Here is a 19,299-nt window from a genome sequence, read left to right as displayed (position 1 = left end):
CTCACGCCTCGCTACCCGCTGCGCGTTGCAGGTCGTCGACCATTTTTTTCTGCGACATGATGCTGAGGTCGATGATTTCGCGCGCCTGGGCAACGTAGTAGGCGAGTTGCTCGTCGCTGCGGGTGAGCGACTTGGCCAGCGCGCCTTCGATGCGCTGCAGCGCAATCATCATCTTGTCGTTGGATTCGCTGAAGAGCTTTACGGCATGGCCGAAAGCCTCGCCCAGGCTGGCGACTTCGAGGGCGCCGCCGGTGATGCTGGCGCCGATGTCGACCAGCTTGCCGGCTTCGCCTTCAACCTTGGCGGCAAACTGGTTGCCAACGCGCTCGAGCAGTTCGGCCGACGAGGCGACCAGCGCATCGATGGCGCTGCGCTGCTCGGTCGAGGCGTGGTTGATGGCATCGAGCAGGGCGCCCAGCGTTTCCATGATGCGGCTGCGTTCTTCAAGCAGGCTGTTGTCGCGGGCCATGCTGGCGGAGAGCTCATGGCGCAGTTGGCCGATGACCTCGGCGGCCGCCTTGGGCGCTTCGGCCGCGGTCTGCATCAGGCGGGTGACTTCGGCGATGGTCGTTTCGGCCTGGCGCTGGTGGGTTGCAACGAGGTCGCGGGCCGTGGCACCGAGCGTTTGAGTGATTTGCTCCTGCTGAGCCAGCGTGGACTGGCCGGCCTGTTGCCACTGGGCTTCCATCTTGGCGGACATGGCGGTCAGGGTATCGGTGAAGGTGGCCTGGCGTGCTTGTTCGCCGGCCGACCATTCGCTCTGCCAGGCAGCTTGAGTGGCGCGCATGTCGGCGAGCAGCGCAGCAGTGCGCTCGACGAAGGTTTCGGCCAGCGTGCGCTGGGTCTGGTCCAGTGCCTGAGTGAGGCGCTCACTGGCTTGCTCGTGTTTGGCCAGCGCCCCGTTCCAGGTGTCGGAAACCGTTTGCACCGTGCCATCGAAACGCTCGGCAATGCCATCGAGCTGGCTGGCGACCTGCTGGGTCAGGGCGGCCTGCTGGGCCTGCATGCTCTGGGCGAAGGTGGTGTGGCTGCTGTCTACGGCATCCAGCAGGTTTCGGGTGCGCTCGCTGAAGGTGTCGGCAACCTGGCTCACGGCCTGATCAAGGCGGGTGGTGACGCCGTCGAACTGGCTGGCGAGTGTGCTGGCCAGTTGCTGCTGACTGGCGGCTGTTGTCTCGGCCAGCAAGCTGTGTTGTTGCGCCGCTTCGGTCTGCAGTCTGGCCTGGGTGCTGTCGACCGAGGCGAGCAGCGCAGCGGCACGTTGATCGAACGTGTTGGCGTAGGTAGTGAGCGCGTCTTGCAGTTGCTGGTGCTGCGCGTCGGTGGCCTGTTCGTGGCAGTTCAGCGCGTGTGTCCAGGTGTCGCTGACCGTGCTGACGGTTTGTGCGAACTGGCCGGCGATGCCCGAGAGCTGGGTTTCCATGGTGCCGAACAGCTTGTCGTGCAGGCCGCGCGTTTCGTTGGCAATGCCTGTCATCGTGGCAGTGACCACCGGTTGTATGGTTTCTGCCGCGACCGTTGCACTGTCCCTCAGGCTGGCCTTGAGCGATTGATCGACGGACTGGGCGAGGTTGGCATAAAGCCCCCGGGCTTCGTCATGGAATCGCTGCTGGCCGGCCTGCAGCTGGTCGCCGAGCTGGCGACTGTGCTCGGCCATCTGGGTCATCAAGGTATCGAGTTTGCCGACCAGGTCGGGCAGTACCTGGGCCTGCACCTGCAGGGCCTTGAAGGTTTCCTGGCGCTGGTAGTTGAGCGAAAAATCCCGCAACACGCTGGCTGTCTTGCTGTCGAGCAACTGTCCGACCTGCAGGCGCTCACGCCGGCAGAGGGCGGAGATCATGCCGAGCATGGCCGAGGTGGCAACGCCGGCGATGGAGGTGCCGAAAGCGACACCGAGGCCCTTGACCGGCGCGGCCAGCGCGGCGCGGATGGTTTGCAGGTCGGTGGTGCTTTCCAGCGCCAGCACGGCGCCGTTCAGCGTGACGACCATGCCAAGGAAGGTGCCGAGCATGCCGAGCAGGACCAGCAACCCGACAAGATAGGGCGTGATGTTTGGCCCCGGCAAGGCAACGCGTTCGCCTTCGATGCGCAGCCGGACGGCGTTTTGCAACGCGACTGGCACGTGTTGCAGCCATTCGCCGAGGTGGCCGATGTCGTCCGGAATATTGCCGAGCGCCCTGGCCAGCGCGGCGGTATTGGCGTGGAAGCTCCGCATTTCGAGGGCGCCGGCGATATAGACCATCGCGATGATGCAGGAGACGGAAAAAGCCAACGTGTGGCTGCCGATGTAGCCGATGGCGACCCAGACAACGGCAAGCAGGCCGAGGATGAAAGCGAAGAGACTGAGTTGGCGGTTCATTGGGGTTTCGTTTCGGTAGTTTCGCTGGCGCAGCCCAGTGCGGCGATCAGGCCGGTGACGGGCTTCAGGCGCAGTTCGAGTTCGGTGAGCAGCACGGTCTGGGCATCCTGGCAGAAGGCCTCGAGCCAACCGCCCGCCTGGGCCCAGGTGGCAGGGTCGTCGGTGCAGCCCTCGGGCAGGGCTGCGCGGTGCTCGGTGTAGTACTGGTTGAAGCGCTTGGCGAGCATGATGGGGATGTTCGCCAGCAGGTTTCGCTCGCGGTCGGCCAGGAATTTCTCGAAGGCGGCGTCGAGCTCGGCGAGTTGCCGACCAGCGGCCGACTGACCGGCTAGCGCCTTGCGGGCGTTGGCGCGCAGGGCGGTGATGGCGGCGTTCATGTCGCGCTGGTGGGCGAGGTAGTAGCGGTGGTAGGGCGAAAAATCGGCGGCGTTTTCCGGTGTGGCGTTGGGCAGCGGCGTCGGAAACGGGATGCGCGCCGGGGTGCCTGTATTGGCGCTGAAAACACCGTCGTTGTGGATGGAATCGTTCAGGTTGCGGCGGAGTCGGGCCAACTGAGCCGGCAGGTCGCTGTCTGCCTGGCCTGTGGACGTGCCTTTGCCGGCCTCGGTATTGAGGACCGAAAACAGCGTCAGCGCATCCGAAAAGTCCAGCCACTGCCCGAGCCGTTCGCCGAAATCGTATTTCGGATCAGGGGCTTCCGGGAGCGTGTCGGACAGGACGCGGACGAGGGCAGAGCGGTTGAAGGTGGCGCGTTGCAATTCACGCGACATGTTCATGACCTGGTTCGACGTCGAAAGGGGACGCAAGGCTACTACAACTTTGCGGCGCGGTCAGCGTTCGTGCGAACAGGACTCCGCTGATCGCACCGGGTACGCTTGCCTGGCGCGCGATTGTGGTCCTTCGGTAGTCGCCGGAATACTTTCGATTTTGGCCATCTTCTCCGCGTGGCCGATGGGGTTTAGCCGGCTATCTCGGCACCGCAGCCAGCTGCATGGCGTTTCGATCGGCCGGGCATTCAGTCCGCAATGCACTCCTTCGTTGCACCGTCATCCTTCCGGTAGATCAGCCAGTAAATGCCACCGACGAACAATGCGCCACCCACCCAGTTACCCAGCGTCACTGCGGCCAGATTGATCACAAACTGATCAATCGGTATGTCTGCCGGTGCGATCTGAAGGTGGGCCAGGTCTTCCCAGAAGGATTGCGGCGCCCACCACTTGATGAACAGGCCGTAGGGAATGAAATACATGTTGGCCACGCAGTGCTCGAAGCCGGCTGCGACGAAGGCCGCAATCGGAAAGAACATGGCCAGGATTTTGTCGGTGATGCTGCGTGCCGCCATGGCTACCCAGGCGGCCAAACAAACCAGGACATTGCACAGAATGCCGAGGAAGAAGGCCTTGTCCGGCGCCAGGCTGCTTTTCGCCGACGCCAGGTAGAGCGCGCTGGCCCCGACTTCTCCGTGACCAAAGGCGTATTGCCCCGACAGAAATACCAGGGCAGCGACGCCCAGGGCGCCGACGAAGTTGCCGAGCCAGACGGTTGTCCATACCCGCAACATTCGGACGGTTTTCAGCCGGCCGCTGGCCCAGGCCATGACCATCAGGGCATCGCTGGTGAACAGTTGTGCCCCGGCGATGACCACCAGCATCAAGCCCAGCGAGAAGGTGGCGCCCATCAGCAGGCGCATCACGCCATAGGGCAGATGTCCCGCCGCGCCGGAGATGGTCACCGTGGCAAATAGTCCTCCCAGTGCGACGAAGGCGCCGCCGAGCATCGATAAACAAAAGATGGTCCACAGCTTTTGCTTGGCTTTCTTGACGCCGACATCTTCGGCGGCCAGGGCAACGGCATCGGGCAACAGCGGGTCGAGCGACAGTGCGGCGATCGATTCGGCATGCGGGGCGGTTTTGAAGCCGCCATCGGCATGGTGATCGTCGTGGCCGAAGTCAATTTTCTTGAGCATGGAAGGAAATCCGGAAAGGGCCCGTGGTCGTGCCATTCAATGCACCACCACGGCAACCCTGTGATCAGCGACGTTGGCGACTCAGGCGTTACCCATCATCTGGCCCAGGACATTGATCGTGTGCTTGGCGATCATCATCTCTTCGTTGGTCGGAATGACGAAGACCGGCACACGGGATTCAGGTGCGGCAATGTAGTATTCCCGCTCCCTGTTGGCGCAGGGATTGAGCCTGACGCCCAGCCATGCCAGGCGCTCGGCGATCAGGGCCCGGATTTCCGGCGAGTTTTCGCCGATGCCCGCCGTGAAGACCAGGGCATCCAGCCCGCCCATCGACGAGGCCAGTGCGGCCACCTCCTTGGCAACCCGGAAACAGAACAGATCGACCGCCTTTTGGGCGTTGGGATCTTTCGATTCCTGGAGCACCTTCATGTCATTGCTGATGCCGGAGACGCCCAGCAGGCCCGATTGCTTGTAGAGCAGGTCTTCGATGGCTTCGAGGTCCATCTTCTTCTCGCGCATCAGGTAAAGGATGACGCCAGGATCGATGCTTCCTGTCCGCGTACCCATCGGCACGCCATCCAGGGCGGAGAAGCCCATCGAGGTATCGACGCTGCGCCCCCCCTTGACGGCACACAGGCTGGACCCGTTGCCCAGGTGGCAAATGACGATGTTGCCTTCCGCCAGATCCGGCCGGCTGTCCAGCAACTGGCTGGTGACATACTCGTAGGACAGGCCATGAAAACCGTAGCTACAGACGCCCTCGTCGGTCAGTTCCTGCGGCAGGGCGAAAGTTCGTGCCAGCCAGGGCTGGGTGCTGTGGAAGGCGGTATCGAAGCAGGCCACCTGATCCAGATCGGGGAAGTTCCTGGCCAGAATGCGCATCGGGGCCAGGTTGTGCGGCTGATGGAGCGGCGCCAGGGGCACCAGGCCATCGAGTTCCTCCAGCAACTTCGGACCGACCCGCATCGGTCGGCCAAGGTTGCGTCCGCCATGGACCACGCGGTGCCCGACGGCGACAATCTCGTCGTCCACCAGGGTCGTGCGTATCCAGTTCAGCACATATTGCAGCAGGGCATCGCGGCAGGCGGAATCTTCATCGTTCCACGTATGGTCGGCCAGCAGGCGATGGTCGGCCCCCTTGGCCTGGAACCTGGCAACGCGGCCAATGCCGGAGATTTGTCCCGAGAGGAGGGTTTCCAGATCATCGGTCTGCGAGTGCTGGCGGAAGGCGGAAAATTTCAGGCTGGACGAACCGGCATTCAGAACCAGGTAGGCGGGCTGTTTGGCATGCATGATGAGCTCCTCACTTGATCACGGGCGCATGGCGCGCTGTGCGATTGGCGGCGGCCAGGAGTGCAGCCACGGCGCAGGAAGCCAGACGGCTGCGCAGGTTGTCGGCCCGGCTGGTCAGGATGATCGGCACCTTGGCACCGAGGACGATGCCAGCCGCGTCGGCATTGGCCAGGAAGGAAAGCTGCTTGGCCAGCATGTTGCCGGATTCGAGATCGGGCACGAGCAAGATGTCGACCACGCCGGCAACCGGCGAACAGATCCCCTTGGTCTTCGCTGCCTCGGCCGATATGGCGTTGTCGAAGGCGAGCGGGCCATCGAGCACGCCACCGGTAATCTGGCCGCGATCGGCCATCTTGCACAATACGGCCGCTTCCAGTGTGGAGGGAATCTTCAGGTTGATGTTTTCAACTGCAGACAGGATGCCAACGTTCGGTTTCTCGACACCGAGCGCATGGGCCAGGTGGATGGCGTTCTGAACGATATGCACCTTGTCTTCCAGGGTCGGGGCGATGTTGATGGCGGCATCGGTGATCATCAGCGTGCGCTCGTAAGTCGGCACGTTCATCACGAAGACATGGCTGATCCGCGACTTGGTACGCAGGCAGTTTTCCTTGCGGACCACGGCGCCCATCAGTTCATCGGTATGCAGCGAGCCTTTCATCAAGGCCTCGACCTCACCGGTACGGGCCAACTGCGCGGCTGCTTCGGCCGCATCCGGGCCGAATTCTGCATCGACCAGACGGTAGGGCGAGATATCGATGGCGAAGGTCGCGGCGATCTCCCGGATCAGCTCGGCCGGACCGACCAGGATCGGGTCGATCAGGTTGGCCTGGGCGGCTTCGACAGCACCGCGCAGGGCGCTCTCATTGCACGGATAGACCACGGCGGTCGGCACCGGGTCCAGCGCAGCGCACTTCTGCAGCAGCGCATCATGCTGGTCGTGGTGAATCAGTTGCACTTCCGGCAGGTCCTGCGTGTCCTGATGCACTTTCTGGGTCGGTGCCGCGACCTTAGCGGTACCCGTCACGATGACTTGGCCATCCTGATTGACGCAGACGCAGTCGAGGATGACTTCTTTGCTTTCAGTGTGTTTTTCGATGACCGTGACGGTGGCTGTAATGATGTCGCCCAGGCCGACGGTGTGCAGGAAATTCAGATCCTGCCCCAGGTAAACCGTACCTGAACCAGGCAGCTTGGAGCCGAGGACGCCCGAGACCAGCGCTCCGGACCACATGCCGTGGGCGATGATCTTGTGATGTCGCGTCTTGGCGGCATATTTTTCATCGAGATGGACCGGGTTGCTGTTGCCCGAAACGGTGGCGAACAGTTCGATGTCATCCATGGTCAATTGGCGCGACATGCTGGCCGACTGGCCAATCCTGATTTCGTCGAAGGGGACGTTGTCATAACCTTCGGCGATGACTTCATTGGTGGCAGGCGTTACCGGCGTGCCGGTAACCAGGCCAATTTTTGTTGCAAGTTCTGTCAACACGCTATTCTCCAGATGCTTCATAGGTCATTCGTTACCGGCCGGCTCGTGACGCTCAGTGAGCCAACAGCCCGGCGGCGCGAAATATCTCGCGGGTTTGTTCGATCAATGCTTCGGAGGGCGGCTGGACGCGCTCCAGGCGATAATCCAGGCCGCGATCCCGCCATTTGTGCTCGCCCAGCTTGTGGAAGGGCAGGACATCGACCCGCTCGACATTGCCCAATTGGGCGGCGAACCGGGCCAGGGACCTGATGTCGTCCAGCTTGTCGGTCAGCCCGGGAACCAGGACATAGCGCAGCCATACGGCCTTGTTCAGCGACGCCAGATCCTCGGCAAACTGGATCGTCGGTTTCAGCTCGGCGCCGGTCAGCTTGCGATAGGTGCGCCCGGTGGCCGCCTTGATGTCGAGCAGGACCAAATCGACGTCGGCCAGCAATTCGGCATCGGCCAGCGATCCCAGGTAGCCCGAGGTGTCCAGCGCCGTGTGCAGGCCCATGGCCTTGCAGCCGCGCAGGATGGCCTTGCAGAATTTGGGCTGGACCAGCGGTTCGCCACCGCTCAGCGTGACGCCTCCCTGGCTGCGAATGAAACCGCGGTAGCCGGCAATATCGGCCAGCACGTCCTCAACGGGGGTTAAGGTTCCGTCCTGGCGATGCCAGGTGTCCGGGTTGTGGCAATACAGACAGCGCATCGGGCAACCGGACAGAAAGAGCACGTAGCGAATGCCCGGGCCATCGGCCGTGCCAAAGGTTTCCGTGGAATGTACCCAGCCTTCCAGGGTCGCCTTGGCCGCCACTACCCCCGAAGAGGTAGCGGCCGAGCCATGCAGGGTTTGATTAGTGGGAGACATGGAAGGTGCGGCTGATCACGTCCAGCTGCTGTTCGCGGGTGAGCTTGACGAAGTTCACCGCATAACCTGATACCCGGATGGTGAGTTGCGGGTACAACTCCGGGTGATCCATGGCGTGCATCAGCGTTTCACGATCGAAGACATTCACATTGACGTGGTGACCGTTGCTCGCGAAATAGCCATCGAGCATGGTCGCCAGATTGCCCACTCGTTCCTTCTCCGTCGGGCCAAGCGCACTGGGCACGATGGTGAAGGTGTAGGAAATACCGTCCTGCGAGCAGCCGTAGGGCAGCTTGCAGACCGAGGCCATGGAGGCCAGTGCCCCCTTGTGATCCCGGCCGTGCATCGGGTTGGCGCCCGGCGCGAAAGGCTGGCCGGCCTTGCGACCGTCCGGCGTGTTGCCGGTCTTCTTCCCATAAACCACGTTGGATGTAATGGTCAGCACCGACATGGTCGGTACGGCATCGCGATAGGTCCGCTCGCGACGCAGATAGCCCATGAAGGTCTCGACCAGCCAGGTGGCAATCGAATCGACGCGGTCATCGTTGTTGCCATAGGACGGGTAGTCGCCTTCGATGCGGAAGTCGCTGGCCAGCCCACGCTCGTCGCGCACGACATGGACTTTGGCGTGACGCATGGCGGAGAGTGAATCGGCGACCACCGACAGGCCAGCAATGCCGCAAGCCATGGTGCGCAGGATGTCGCGGTCGTGCAGCGCCATTTCAATGCGCTCGTAGGCGTATTTGTCGTGCATGAAGTGGATGGTGTTCAGCGCCTTCATATAAACGCCGCTCAGCCATTCCATCATGGGCAGGAACCTGGCGACGACCTCGTCGTAATCCAGCACCTCGCCGACGATAGGCTCAAAGGTCGGGCCGACCTGCTCGCCGCTGATTTCGTCGCGACCGCCATTGATCGCGTAGAGCATGGCTTTGGCCAGATTGGCCCGGGCCCCGAAGAACTGCATCTGCTTGCCGATGCGCATGGCCGAGACGCAGCAGGCGATACCGTAGTCGTCGCCCCAGTGCGGGCGCATCAGGTCGTCGTTTTCATATTGCAGGGAGCAGGTCTCGATCGAGGTCTTGGCGCAGAAATCCTTGAAGCCCTGGGGTAATTTCTCGGACCACAGCACCGTCAGGTTGGGTTCCGGGGCGGGGCCCAGGTTGTTGAGGGTGTGCAGGATACGGAAACTGTTCTTGGTGACGAGCGGCCGGCCATCCTCACCGACACCGCCGATCGATTCGGTGACCCAGGTCGGGTCGCCCGAGAACAGCTGGTCGTATTCCGGGGTGCGCAGGAAGCGGACGATGCGCAGCTTGATGACCAGGTCGTCCATCATTTCCTGGGCCTGCGCTTCGTCGATCAGGCCGGCGGCCATGTCGCGTTCCATGTAGATGTCGAGGAAGGTCGAGATGCGGCCGATCGACATGGCGGCACCGTTCTGTTCCTTGATCGCCGCCAGGTAGCCGAAGTAGGTCCACTGCACGGCTTCCTGGGCATTGGCCGCCGGGCGACCGATGTCGAACCCATACTTGGCGGCCATCTGTTTCAGCTCGTCGAGGGCGCGATATTGTTCGCTGACTTCCTCGCGCAGGCGGATGACGCTTTCGGTGAATTCGGCGCTATCCAGCTCATGGAATTCCGCTTTCTTGAACTTGCGCAGCGCATCGACGCCGTACAGGGCGACACGGCGATAGTCACCAATGATGCGGCCACGCCCATAGGCATCGGGCAGGCCGGTCAGGATGGCCGATTTGCGGGCCTTGGCGATTTCCGGCGAATAGACGTCGAAGACGCCGCTGTTGTGATCCTTGCGATACTTGCTCCAGATCTCGGCCACGGTCGGGTCGAGCCTGAAACCGTAAGCCTTGAGGCCGCCTTCGACCATGCGCACGCCGCCGTTCGGCATGATGGCGCGCTTCAGGGGCGCATCGGTTTGCAGGCCGACGATGATTTCACTGTCGCGATCGATATAGCCTGCGTCGTGGGCGGTGATGGTCGAGGGGCGGTCGGCGGAAACATCGAGAACGCCCTTGGCCTGTTCCTGCTTGAGCAACACTTCGAGTTTGGCCCAGAGGGCAGTGGTACGCTGGGTCGGGCCCTGCAGAAAGGCGCTGTTGCCGGCGTAAGGGGTGAAGTTGGCCTGGATGAAGCCGCGGACATCGACGGAGGTCTTCCAGTCGTTACCGACAAAACCTTCCCAGGCATCGGCCCGGCTGGTGATCTTGGTCATGGTGTTCATGTGTTGCTCCTTGCGATTGGAATTTCTTGTGGTTTCCGATTGGCGCCGACCGGGTAGGCCGGCGCCGTCACTGCACGGAGAAGCGGCGGGTAGCCGCTTGCTGCCTTACTCAGGCGGGACTGACAGTCAGGGCTGACGGGATGCTGTTCGATTCGCCGCGGGCCTTCCACAACACCGCCCAGCGCTTGAGCGAGGCGGCCATGATGACGAAGCCGAGGACCAGCATGACCGAAGCGATACCAGCGTTGAACAGGTTGTAGCCCTTGCCGGCGCTATTCAGATAGACGTTGGAGATCATCCAGTAGCCGGCGTAATTCACCGTGACGAACAGGTAAGCGAGCGGGATCAGGCAGGTCAGGATGTAGGCACGCTTGCTGGACAGACGGAGCACGATGGTGGCGCCGATCATCAGGCCGATGGAGGCCATCAGCTGGTTGGAGACACCGAACAGGGCCCAGACCGAACCGATGTCACCGGAGAGCAGCAGGTAACCCCACAGGACGCAGGCGATGATGCTGGCGATGATGGCGGCGGGCAGGGAGTCCAGGCGCTTCATGAACGGGAAGAAGTCGCCGAGTAGATCCTGGATCAGGTAGCGCGAGACACGGGTGCCGGAATCGACTGCCGTCAGGATGAAGACCGCTTCGAACATGATCACGAACTGGAAGAAGTAGGCGGCCAGGTGGCTGAACCAGGAGATCTTGGTGAAGATGTAGGTCATGCCGACGGCCAACGTCACGGCACCACCGGTTCGACCGTAGAGGTCGATGCCCATGGCTTCGCTCAGTTGCGGCAGATCGACGACTTGCATGCCCAGGGTCTTGAAGACTTCCGGTGTCGAGTTGATGGCGAAGTAGTCGGCCGGGTGCAGCGAGGTGGCGGCAATCAGGGCCATCACCGCAACCAGGCATTCGGCCAGCATGGCGCCGAAGGCAACCGGCTGGATGTCGCTCCACTTATCGACCAGCTTGGGCGTCGTGCCGGAACCGATGAAGGCATGGAAACCGGAGATGGCACCGCAGGCGATGGTGATCGAGATGAACGGCCAGACCGAACCCTTGAGGATGGGGCCGCCGCCGTTGATGAACTCGGTCAGGGCAGGGAACTGGATGGTCGGGTTGATGACGACGACGCCGACGATCAGGGCCAGGAAGACGCCAACCTTCATGAAGCTGGACAGGTAACCACGGGGGGTCAGCAGCATCCACACCGGCAGCGCCGTCGCGAAGAAGGCGTAGATCGGCAGGATCCAGCAGACAGTGGTCTTGTGCAGCGTCAGCCAGTCGCCGAGCAGGGTGCCCTGCAGGTGCGGGCCGGCGGCCACCGAGGCCATCACGGCGGCAACGCCGACATAGGTGGCCCACTTGGACGAACCGACATAGCGTTCATAAAGACCCAGGGCGATGGCAATCGGCACCGTCATGAAGACGGCGAAGGTACCCCAGGCATTGCGTTCCAGCGCATGGACAACCACGATGGAGAGGCCGGCCATGGTGATGGTGATGATGAACAGCATGGCGAGACCGGTACTCCAGCCGGCGACCGGGCCGAGTTCGGCCTTGGCGACTTCGGAGAGCGACTTGCCCTGGTGCTTCATCGAGGCGAAGAGCACGACGGTGTCGTGTACCGCGCCGCCGACCACGGCGCCGATCAGCAGCCAGAGGAAGCCTGGCAGGTAACCGAACTGGGCGGCGAGGACCGGACCGACCAGCGGGCCGGCGGCGGCAATGGCGGCGAAGTGCTGGCCGGCATTGACCCATTTCTTGGTCGGCACGTAGTTCTTGCCGTCCTCGAGCTCGTGCGACGGGGTGATTTCCTTGTCATCGGCAGCCAGTACTTTGCGCACGAAGAATATCCCGTAGAAGCGATATGCCAGGGCCAGAATGCAGACTGTCAAGACTACGAAGTAGATGGCTTGATCCATTTTTCGTCCCTCCAGGTAGTGTTGAATGGAATGTTCTACACGGTGAATATTAGGAGTCGGCAAGCAGAGGTTCCCGGCTTTCCCGGGAGCGGTTGCCGGTTGCCCCCGAGCGGCGGATTGGCCGGGGTCAGCGGTTGGGGGATCTGGGAAACAGATCGAATTTGTTGGCCAAAACACCTGTTTTCCAGCCGGTAACTAGCTGGCAACTGCCGATCTGTGGACTTTTTTGGGTATTTCCTGCATTTCGGGCGACGTTTTTCCGCCAACGGTCGCCAGGAAGGGGCGAACGGTCGCCGAGCGTGGGCAAGTGGTTATATTCAGCCGCTTTGCACGGTTTGAAATCTCGGTCCGCCACGGTTTTTCCAGTGCCGCTGGTTGCTGCCCGGCAGTCTAGCTGCCACTATTGGGGAAACGTCGCCGCCGCGCGCGGTGCAACAGAGGCAAGTCCCATGTTCTTCGAATCAATTACGCTCAGTCTGACCCTGCTGCAGCAGACTTGCGTTTATCTGGTGATTGCGTATCTGCTCAGCCGGACCCGCATCTTCATCCCGCTGATGCACGTCACCATTCGCCTGCCACACCGGGCGACCTGCTACGTGGTGTTCTCGCTGTTCTGCATCATGGGCACCTACCTCGGCCTGAAGATCGACGATTCGATTGCCAACACGCGTGCCATCGGCGCCGTGCTCGGCGGTATCCTGGGCGGCCCGTCGGTTGGCCTGGCGGTCGGTTTCACCGGCGGGCTGCATCGCTATTCGCTGGGCGGTATTTCGGCCCAGGCCTGCATGATCTCGACCATCATCGAAGGCCTGATCGGCGGCATGTTCCACCGTCACATGATGCAGCAGGGCAAGGTTGGTGCCATTTTTCAGCCGCTACCGGTGGCGCTGGTCACCTTCGTGGCAGAAATCGCCCAGATGCTGACGCTGTTGTTGCTGGTCAAACCTTTCTCGGTGGCTTTCCACCTGGTCGAACAGATCGCCGTCCCGATGTGCCTCGCCAACGCCCTGGGGGCCGGACTGTTCATGCGCATTCTGCTCGATCGCCGGCAGTTGTACGAACGGCAATCGACGGTGTTCTCGACCAAGGCCCTGGCCATCGCCGCCCGGGTCGAGGGGGTCTTGCGCGATGGCTTCAACATCGATACCAGTGCCCAGGTGGCGCAGGTGCTGTATGAGGAAACCGGTGTCGGCGCCGTGGCCATTACCGATACCGAACACCTGCTGGCCTTCATCGGCATCGGCGCCGACCACCATATCCCGGGAACGCCGATCAGTTCTGTGCTGACCCGCCAGGCAATCGAGCGTAACGAGGTGGTTTACGCCGACGGCAATGAAATCGCCTATCGCTGCTCGATCAACCCGAAATGCCCGCTCGCCGCCTCGCTGATCATCCCGCTGGTCGGCGAAGATGGGCGGGTGATCGGTACCATCAAGCTCTACGAACCGCGCAGCCGTCTGTTCTCGACCATCAACCGGACGCTGGGCGAAGGCATCGCCCGGTTGCTCTCCAATCAGATCCTGGCCGGCCGCTACATGCGCCAGCGCGAAATGCTGGCGCAATCGGAAATCAAGCTGTTGCATGCCCAGGTCAATCCGCACTTTCTGTTCAATGCGCTGAACACGCTATCGGCCGTCATCCGGCGCGATCCGGAAAAGGCCTGTCATCTGGTGCTCAATCTGTCGACCTTCTTCCGCAAGAACCTCAAGCGGCCGAGCGAGGAGGCCGCCCTTAGCGAAGAAGTCGCCCACGTCGCGGCGTATCTGGAAATCGAACAGGCCCGCTTCCTCGACAAGCTGGAGGTCGAGTTCGACATTCCGGACCATCTCAAGCATGTCCGCATGCCGGCATTTTCATTGCAACCGGTGGTCGAAAATGCGATCAAACACGGCACCTCGCAACTGCTGGGCGTTGGCCGGGTGCGTATTTCGGCACGGGAAGAGGGCGATGATCTGCTGCTCTGCGTCGAAGACAATGCCGGCCTCTATGTGCCATCGACCGACAGCGGCGGACTCGGCGTCAATCTGGTTCGTCGTCGTATCGTCAATCGCTATGGCTCGCGTTACGGTATGGAAATCGAATGTGAACCCGAAGTTTGCACGCGAGTGACCCTCCGCTTGCCGATCCCGCCCAGCGACTGTCGGCCCATCCAAGGAGCAAGCCTTGAACGTATTGATCATTGACGACGAAACCCCGGCCCGCGAGGAAATCGCCCGCGTCCTGGCCAAGGAGCCGGATATTGTCATCCTCGGCGAATGCGCCAACGCCATCGACGGGCTCTCGGCAATCAACCGGCTGCATCCGGAAGTGGTGTTTCTGGATATCCAGATGCCGCGCGTCAGCGGCCTGGAGCTGTTGAGCATGCTCGATCCGGAAAAGATGCCGCGTGTCGTTTTTCTCACTGCGTACAACGAATACGCCTTGCAGGCCTTCGATCAGGATGCCTTCGATTACCTGCTCAAGCCGATCGATCCAGCGCGGCTGGAGATCACGCTGCAGCGCCTGCGCCGCGACCGGGCGCCAAATGAGGCTTTGTTCAAGGCCGCGGCGCCGCTCAAGCAGATTCCCTGTCCGGGTCATCAACGGGTGCAACTGGTCAAGGTCGATAGCGTCGAATATGCCTATTCCAATACGACGGGGGTGTACGTCGTGACTCAGGATGGTGCCGAGCATTTCACCGAATTGACCCTGCGCACGCTGGAAGAAAAGACACCGCTATTGCGTTGCCACCGGCAGTACCTGGTCAATCCGGAGCAGATCCAGGAAATCGTCTTTCAGGATATCGGTGGCGCCGAGATCGTCACCCACGGTGGTCGTCGGCTACCAGTCAGCCGGCGCCTGTTTGGCGAACTCAAAGAGCACCTCGGTTTATCCTGAGCGCCCCTTTGGCGCCCGCTTCAGTGGGCGCCAAGCAAGCGGCTGAAGAAGCCGAAACCGCTGAAGCGCGGCCGGGGCTCCTCGATCCGGCCGTTCGGCGTCAGCCGATTGATGGCGTGGGGTAGCGCTTCCGCGAGGATGGCACTGGCTTCGTCGGCTTCGAGATCAAGGCGGCGGGCCAGGCGATGGTAGGCCTTCTCGCCGAGTGCCTCGCGGACGGCGCAAATCGGCATTTCAAGATTGTCGCCAGTTCCGATCCAGGAACGCAGTTGGCGCTCCAGCCCGCCTTGGCGGAAGCGCTCGGCCAGCGTCAGCAAGCCGCCATCATGATGTTCGATCAGTTTCATCAGACTGTTCACCAGCCGGCTATTGGCGCCGCCGGCGCGTTGTGCGTTGCGCGCAAGCTGGATGGCCATTTCCTCAAATTCGCAGCACATCGGCGTCTCCAGAAATATTGGGGTTGGGGTGCTGGATGCTCTGCGGCATCCGTTGCTGTTGCGAAATTACAGGGATAGATTTTGGGTGTCCAGCTGCGAGTCATTGATTTGATTGAATATTGACTCGTTATCCAGCTCTTTTTGCCTGGCCGGATACCGTTCAATCCGGCTATCCGACCGTTCGCGATCGGTTTTCTGCCGTTGCTGTGAAATTAGAAAAAAGTCACTTTTTCCCCCTTTTTCGGGGTGATATTTACTGGTTTCGGCAAGGCTTGATCTCAGAAAGACAAGGACAGTAGTATTTCCAGGTCATTGCTCAGAATCGCCCTTGGAACTTTTCTGCCCGCTCCGGCTCTATTGCGGGCATTTCCACATCAGATACCCTCCCGGAGTTAAGTCGTGCAAAAGGTCATTGAAGGTTTCTTGAAGTTTCAGAAGGACGTCTTTCCGGAAAGAACGCAGCTGTTCAAGCAATTGGCGCAGCAGCAGAACCCCAAGGTGCTGTTTGTGACCTGTTCGGATAGTCGGGTGGTGCCGGAATTGTTTACACAGCAGGAACCCGGCGATCTGTTCGTCATTCGTAACGCGGGCAACATCGTGCCGTCCTACGGGCCAGAGCCGGGCGGTGTTTCGGCAACCGTCGAGTATGCGGTATCTGTCCTTCAGGTCAGCGATATCGTGATTTGCGGTCATTCGAATTGTGGGGCGATGGCGGCAATTTCCAGCTGTCAATGCCTCGATCATCTGCCGGCGGTCGCCCACTGGTTGCGCCACGCGGATTCCGCCAAGGCCATCGTCGCCTCGGAGACGTACGCGACCCAGCAGGAGAAAGCTGATGCGCTGGTTCGCCAGAACGTGATCGCCCAGCTCGCCAATATCCGCACGCATCCGTCGGTTGCGCTGGCCCTCGCACAGCGCCGCCTGAACCTGCACGGCTGGGTGTACGACATCGAGAATGGGGTGATCGATGCCCTCGACGGTGCAAGTGCGAGCTTCGTGCCGCTATCCGCCAATCACCAGGTGGTTGCCACCTAGCGCCAACCACCGAGGTGGCTAGTTCCGGCATGAAGCGGTGGCGAAAACGGAATCTCTTCATCACCGTACGCCGCGGCTGCCTGTTTGCAGGATAAGGATGCGCGGTGAACCGTAATTCGCTTATGTTTTTCATGTAATCGAAACGCGCGGGTGGCTCTGTGCGCCAGCACACAGAGCCGCCGATCCGGAAGGCGTAGCCTTGGCGCCAACTGCCGAAAGGGCAGGTGTGGCATCGGGGATGTATGAATAAGAAGATGGTTGTGCTTGCGCTGGCCTTTTTGCCACGTTTGGTCATGTCAGCGGAGCCCCTGGCCGGGTGCGCTGCCGAAGCGGATGATCGCTTGCGGCTGGCCTGCTATGACAATGCCTACAAGCGATTGAAAGCAGGGAGCGAGACGGTCAGCGATGCCCAGGTCGATGCGCAGGTGGCGACGAGCAACAGCCAGCGTGAATCGTCAGTCATGTCGAAAACCTGGGAACTGGGGCCGACCGACAAGCGCAACACCTTTGTCGTTCGAACCTATCTGCCCAACTTCCTGCTTCCGCTTCACTACACCTCGAACATCAACCGTACGCCGCATAGTCCGACCCAGCAGGCCGGTGCGGCCAATAGCGGCTACCGCAGTATCGAAGCCAAGCTGCAAATTTCATTGCGGGCCAAGGTCGTCGAAGACCTTCTTTTGCCGGGCGCCGACCTGTGGGCTGCCTACACCCAGCGCTCGCTTTGGCAATTGTGGGATGCCGGTGATTCCTCACCATTCCGCAGCACCGATTACCAGCCGGAAATGATCTATGTCGTGCCGGTACCCGAGAAATTCGGGAAGCTGCCACTGGGCTGGAACCTGCGCATGCTTCAGCTGGGTTTTGCCCACCAGTCGAACGGACAAAGCGATCCGCTTTCCCGTAGCTGGAACCGGGTCACCATGGGCGCCGGCTTCGAGCACGGCGACTTCACTCTTCAGATTCGTGGCAATCAACGGATTAGCTTGCAGGGCAAGGATGACAACCCGGATCTCGCAGATTACATCGGGCGGGGTGAGGTCAACATGGCCTGGTTGCCAGGTACTTCGACGCTCGGCCTGACCTGGCGAACCAATATGAAGTCGGCCAGTCGCGGCTCGCTGCAACTTGACTGGACCTACCCGGTATTCGCCAATCAACCGACCGGACTGCGCTGGTATGCCCAGTTGTTCCATGGCTATGGGGAGACCCTGCTAGACTACAACCAGCGGCAGACCAGCCTGGGGCTGGGGTTGACGCTGTTTCAGTTCTGACTCGCTCTTCAATGCGTACCCGATTATCAAGCCGACATCCTGAAAAGCACCGGACAACGCGGATCGGCTGGCTACGGGCGGCGGTGCTTGGTGCCAACGACGGCATTGTGTCCACGGCCAGTCTGATCCTGGGTGTTGCAGCGGCCGGCGTGGATGCCAAGGCGATCCTGATTTCCGGTGTTGCGGGACTGGTAGCCGGTGCCTCATCGATGGCTGCCGGTGAATATGTCTCGGTCAGTTCCCAGTCGGATACCGAACGCGCCGATTTGACACGTGAAAAAGAGGAATTGGCGACTGATCCTGCGCATGAACATGCGGAGATGGCAGCGATTTACGTCAAGCGTGGTCTTGATCCAGCGCTTGCTGCCGTGGTGGCCACGCAACTGACGGCACACGATGCGCTGGGCGCGCATGCCCGCGACGAGCTTGGGATTACCGATACCTCGACCGCCCGGCCGCTCCAGGCGGCACTGAGTTCGGCGCTGGCATTTTCGCTGGGGGCCGCATTGCCGTTGTTGGTGGTATTGCTGGCACCGGGTCATTGGCTGGCCTTGGCGGTGGCGGGAAGTGCATTGCTGTTTCTTGCTGTTCTAGGGGCACTATCCGCCGCCGTCGGCGGTGCTCCGGTGCTCATGGCAACCCTACGGGTGACCCTTTGGGGCGCGCTGGCGATGGCCACGACTGCAGGAATTGGCGCCTTGTTCGGGGTTAGTGCTTAAGTCTTCTGGCGCTCATCGCGAAGCGTTTTTTCCTTATGTGCGCCAAGGGACAGATGGCTTGGCACTGAGCCCATAAGCTGGGTTCATCCGATCCCATTGCAGCCATTGCTGCGGGAATCGCCGCCGCAGTCACGCTGCGCGATTCCGGTGAAGAAAGCGGCAGCACCTGCCGCGGCGAAACGAATCACTTCCATCAAGGAACAACATGAACAAGTTCAACATCAACGTAGCCGCACTCGCAATTGCTCTGGCTTTCAGCACCGGCGCCATGGCTGAAGGTATGTCAAAAACCGAGTACAAGGCCGCCAAGGACAAGATTGGTGCCGAGTACAAGACCGCCAAAGCATCCTGCGGCTCGCTTTCGGGCAATGCCAAGGATATCTGCTCGGCCGAAGCCAAGGGCAAGGAGAAGGTTGCTGAAGCCGAACTCAAGGCATCTTACGAGCCGACCCAGAAGCATCGCTACGAGGCGCGCGTTGCCAAGGCCGAGGCCGATCATGATGTCGCCATCGAAAAATGTGACGACCTGGCCGGCAATGCCAAGGATGTCTGCGTCAAGGAAGCCAAGGCGGCCGAAACGACTGCCAAGGCCGATGCCAAGGCGCAAATGAAGACGTCGGAAGCCAATACGAAGGCCGATGAAAAGACGGCTGATGCGCGTAGCGATGCCAGCAAGAAGGGCACTGATGCCCGCAAGGATGCGGCAGAAGACAAGAGCGATGCCAACTACTCGGTCGCCAAGGAAAAGTGCGACACCTACTCGGGTACCGCCAAGGACTCCTGCCTGAGCCAGGCCAAGGCGCGTTTCAACAAGTAATTACTGACGCTAATTCA

At 61.2% G+C, this 19,299-nt stretch carries 15 protein-coding genes; 6 read left to right on the top strand and 9 right to left on the bottom strand.

Translation table 11 applies throughout. The features are described from left to right. Position 1: 1 nt before the first annotated feature. The 8 genes from DARO_RS10850 to DARO_RS10815 form a co-directional block, all read right to left on the bottom strand. A complete protein-coding gene (locus DARO_RS10850) occupies positions 2–2,359 on the bottom strand; it encodes a DUF802 domain-containing protein (RefSeq protein WP_011287847.1) in 2,358 nt (785 codons plus the stop codon). Continuing rightward, on the bottom strand, positions 2,356–3,135 hold the full coding sequence (locus DARO_RS10845) for a DUF3348 domain-containing protein (RefSeq protein ID WP_497462960.1): 780 nt from the start codon (positions 3,133–3,135) through the stop codon (positions 2,356–2,358). The genes DARO_RS10850 and DARO_RS10845 overlap by 4 nt, the downstream gene beginning before the upstream one ends. A gap of 239 nt (positions 3,136–3,374) precedes the next feature. Further along, on the bottom strand, positions 3,375–4,325 hold the full coding sequence (locus DARO_RS10840) for a formate/nitrite transporter family protein (RefSeq protein WP_011287845.1): 951 nt from the start codon (positions 4,323–4,325) through the stop codon (positions 3,375–3,377). 81 nt (positions 4,326–4,406) lie between these two features. After that, entirely contained in the window at positions 4,407–5,618 is a 1,212-nt protein-coding gene (locus DARO_RS10835; protein ID WP_011287844.1) for an acetate/propionate family kinase, read from the bottom strand. Between the two features lie 10 nt (positions 5,619–5,628). Then, positions 5,629–7,110 carry a bifunctional enoyl-CoA hydratase/phosphate acetyltransferase gene (locus DARO_RS10830; protein ID WP_011287843.1) on the bottom strand — a complete coding sequence of 494 codons (1,482 nt, stop codon included), beginning with the start codon at positions 7,108–7,110 and terminating at the stop codon, positions 5,629–5,631. A 52-nt stretch (positions 7,111–7,162) separates the two neighbouring features. Then, positions 7,163–7,957 (bottom strand): pyruvate formate-lyase-activating protein, encoded by a 795-nt coding sequence (gene pflA, locus DARO_RS10825; RefSeq protein WP_011287842.1) that lies wholly within the window; start codon positions 7,955–7,957, stop codon positions 7,163–7,165. After that, positions 7,944–10,199, bottom strand: coding sequence for a formate C-acetyltransferase (gene pflB, locus DARO_RS10820; protein ID WP_011287841.1), 2,256 nt, complete (start codon positions 10,197–10,199; stop codon positions 7,944–7,946). Before pflB ends, pflA begins: the two co-directional genes overlap by 14 nt. Positions 10,200–10,308: 109 nt before the next feature. After that, positions 10,309–12,123 (bottom strand): carbon starvation CstA family protein, encoded by a 1,815-nt coding sequence (locus DARO_RS10815; protein ID WP_011287840.1) that lies wholly within the window; start codon positions 12,121–12,123, stop codon positions 10,309–10,311. Positions 12,124–12,572: 449 nt separating this feature from the next. On the opposite strand from DARO_RS10815, the gene DARO_RS10810 reads away from it, so the two are divergent. Next, entirely contained in the window at positions 12,573–14,306 is a 1,734-nt protein-coding gene (locus tag DARO_RS10810; RefSeq protein WP_011287839.1) for a LytS/YhcK type 5TM receptor domain-containing protein, read from the top strand. Beyond that, positions 14,287–15,000 carry a two-component system response regulator BtsR gene (btsR, locus tag DARO_RS10805; RefSeq protein ID WP_011287838.1) on the top strand — a complete coding sequence of 238 codons (714 nt, stop codon included), beginning with the start codon at positions 14,287–14,289 and terminating at the stop codon, positions 14,998–15,000. The genes DARO_RS10810 and btsR overlap by 20 nt, the downstream gene beginning before the upstream one ends. Positions 15,001–15,020: 20 nt before the next feature. On the opposite strand, the gene DARO_RS10800 is transcribed toward btsR, so the two are convergent. Further along, complete coding sequence (locus DARO_RS10800; protein WP_011287837.1) at positions 15,021–15,437, bottom strand: YidB family protein; 417 nt, start codon at positions 15,435–15,437, stop codon at positions 15,021–15,023. A 399-nt stretch (positions 15,438–15,836) separates the two neighbouring features. On the opposite strand from DARO_RS10800, the gene DARO_RS10795 reads away from it, so the two are divergent. The 4 genes from DARO_RS10795 to DARO_RS10780 all read left to right on the top strand — a co-directional run bounded on the left by DARO_RS10795 (position 15,837) and on the right by DARO_RS10780 (position 19,282). Continuing rightward, positions 15,837–16,472 carry a carbonic anhydrase gene (locus DARO_RS10795; protein ID WP_011287836.1) on the top strand — a complete coding sequence of 212 codons (636 nt, stop codon included), beginning with the start codon at positions 15,837–15,839 and terminating at the stop codon, positions 16,470–16,472. Positions 16,473–16,765: 293 nt separating this feature from the next. Beyond that, positions 16,766–17,746 carry a phospholipase A gene (locus DARO_RS10790; protein ID WP_198134136.1) on the top strand — a complete coding sequence of 327 codons (981 nt, stop codon included), beginning with the start codon at positions 16,766–16,768 and terminating at the stop codon, positions 17,744–17,746. 11 nt (positions 17,747–17,757) lie between these two features. After that, positions 17,758–18,465: a VIT1/CCC1 transporter family protein gene (locus DARO_RS10785; protein WP_011287834.1), complete on the top strand. Its 708-nt coding sequence runs from the start codon at positions 17,758–17,760 to the stop codon at positions 18,463–18,465. Between the two features lie 205 nt (positions 18,466–18,670). Next, positions 18,671–19,282, top strand: coding sequence for a hypothetical protein (locus DARO_RS10780; protein ID WP_011287833.1), 612 nt, complete (start codon positions 18,671–18,673; stop codon positions 19,280–19,282). Positions 19,283–19,299: the final 17 nt, after the last annotated feature.

The organism is Dechloromonas aromatica RCB (genome assembly GCF_000012425.1).
This window is presented reverse-complemented; position numbering and strand designations above follow the sequence as displayed.

Bases quoted from the DNA above. Each gene is read 5' to 3' on its own strand.
- DARO_RS10850 (WP_011287847.1), bottom strand. From the start codon at position 2,359: ATGAACCGCCAACTCAGTCTCTTCGCTTTCATCCTCGGCCTGCTTGCC.
- DARO_RS10845 (WP_497462960.1), bottom strand. From the start codon at position 3,135: ATGAACATGTCGCGTGAATTGCAACGCGCCACCTTCAACCGCTCTGCC.
- DARO_RS10840 (WP_011287845.1), bottom strand. From the start codon at position 4,325: ATGCTCAAGAAAATTGACTTCGGCCACGACGATCACCATGCCGATGGC.
- DARO_RS10835 (WP_011287844.1), bottom strand. From the start codon at position 5,618: ATGCATGCCAAACAGCCCGCCTACCTGGTTCTGAATGCCGGTTCGTCC.
- pflA (WP_011287842.1), bottom strand. From the start codon at position 7,957: ATGTCTCCCACTAATCAAACCCTGCATGGCTCGGCCGCTACCTCTTCG.
- pflB (WP_011287841.1), bottom strand. From the start codon at position 10,199: ATGAACACCATGACCAAGATCACCAGCCGGGCCGATGCCTGGGAAGGT.
- DARO_RS10815 (WP_011287840.1), bottom strand. From the start codon at position 12,123: ATGGATCAAGCCATCTACTTCGTAGTCTTGACAGTCTGCATTCTGGCC.
- DARO_RS10810 (WP_011287839.1), top strand. From the start codon at position 12,573: ATGTTCTTCGAATCAATTACGCTCAGTCTGACCCTGCTGCAGCAGACT.
- DARO_RS10800 (WP_011287837.1), bottom strand. From the start codon at position 15,437: ATGTGCTGCGAATTTGAGGAAATGGCCATCCAGCTTGCGCGCAACGCA.
- DARO_RS10790 (WP_198134136.1), top strand. From the start codon at position 16,766: ATGTCAGCGGAGCCCCTGGCCGGGTGCGCTGCCGAAGCGGATGATCGC.
- DARO_RS10785 (WP_011287834.1), top strand. From the start codon at position 17,758: ATGCGTACCCGATTATCAAGCCGACATCCTGAAAAGCACCGGACAACG.
- DARO_RS10780 (WP_011287833.1), top strand. From the start codon at position 18,671: ATGAACAAGTTCAACATCAACGTAGCCGCACTCGCAATTGCTCTGGCT.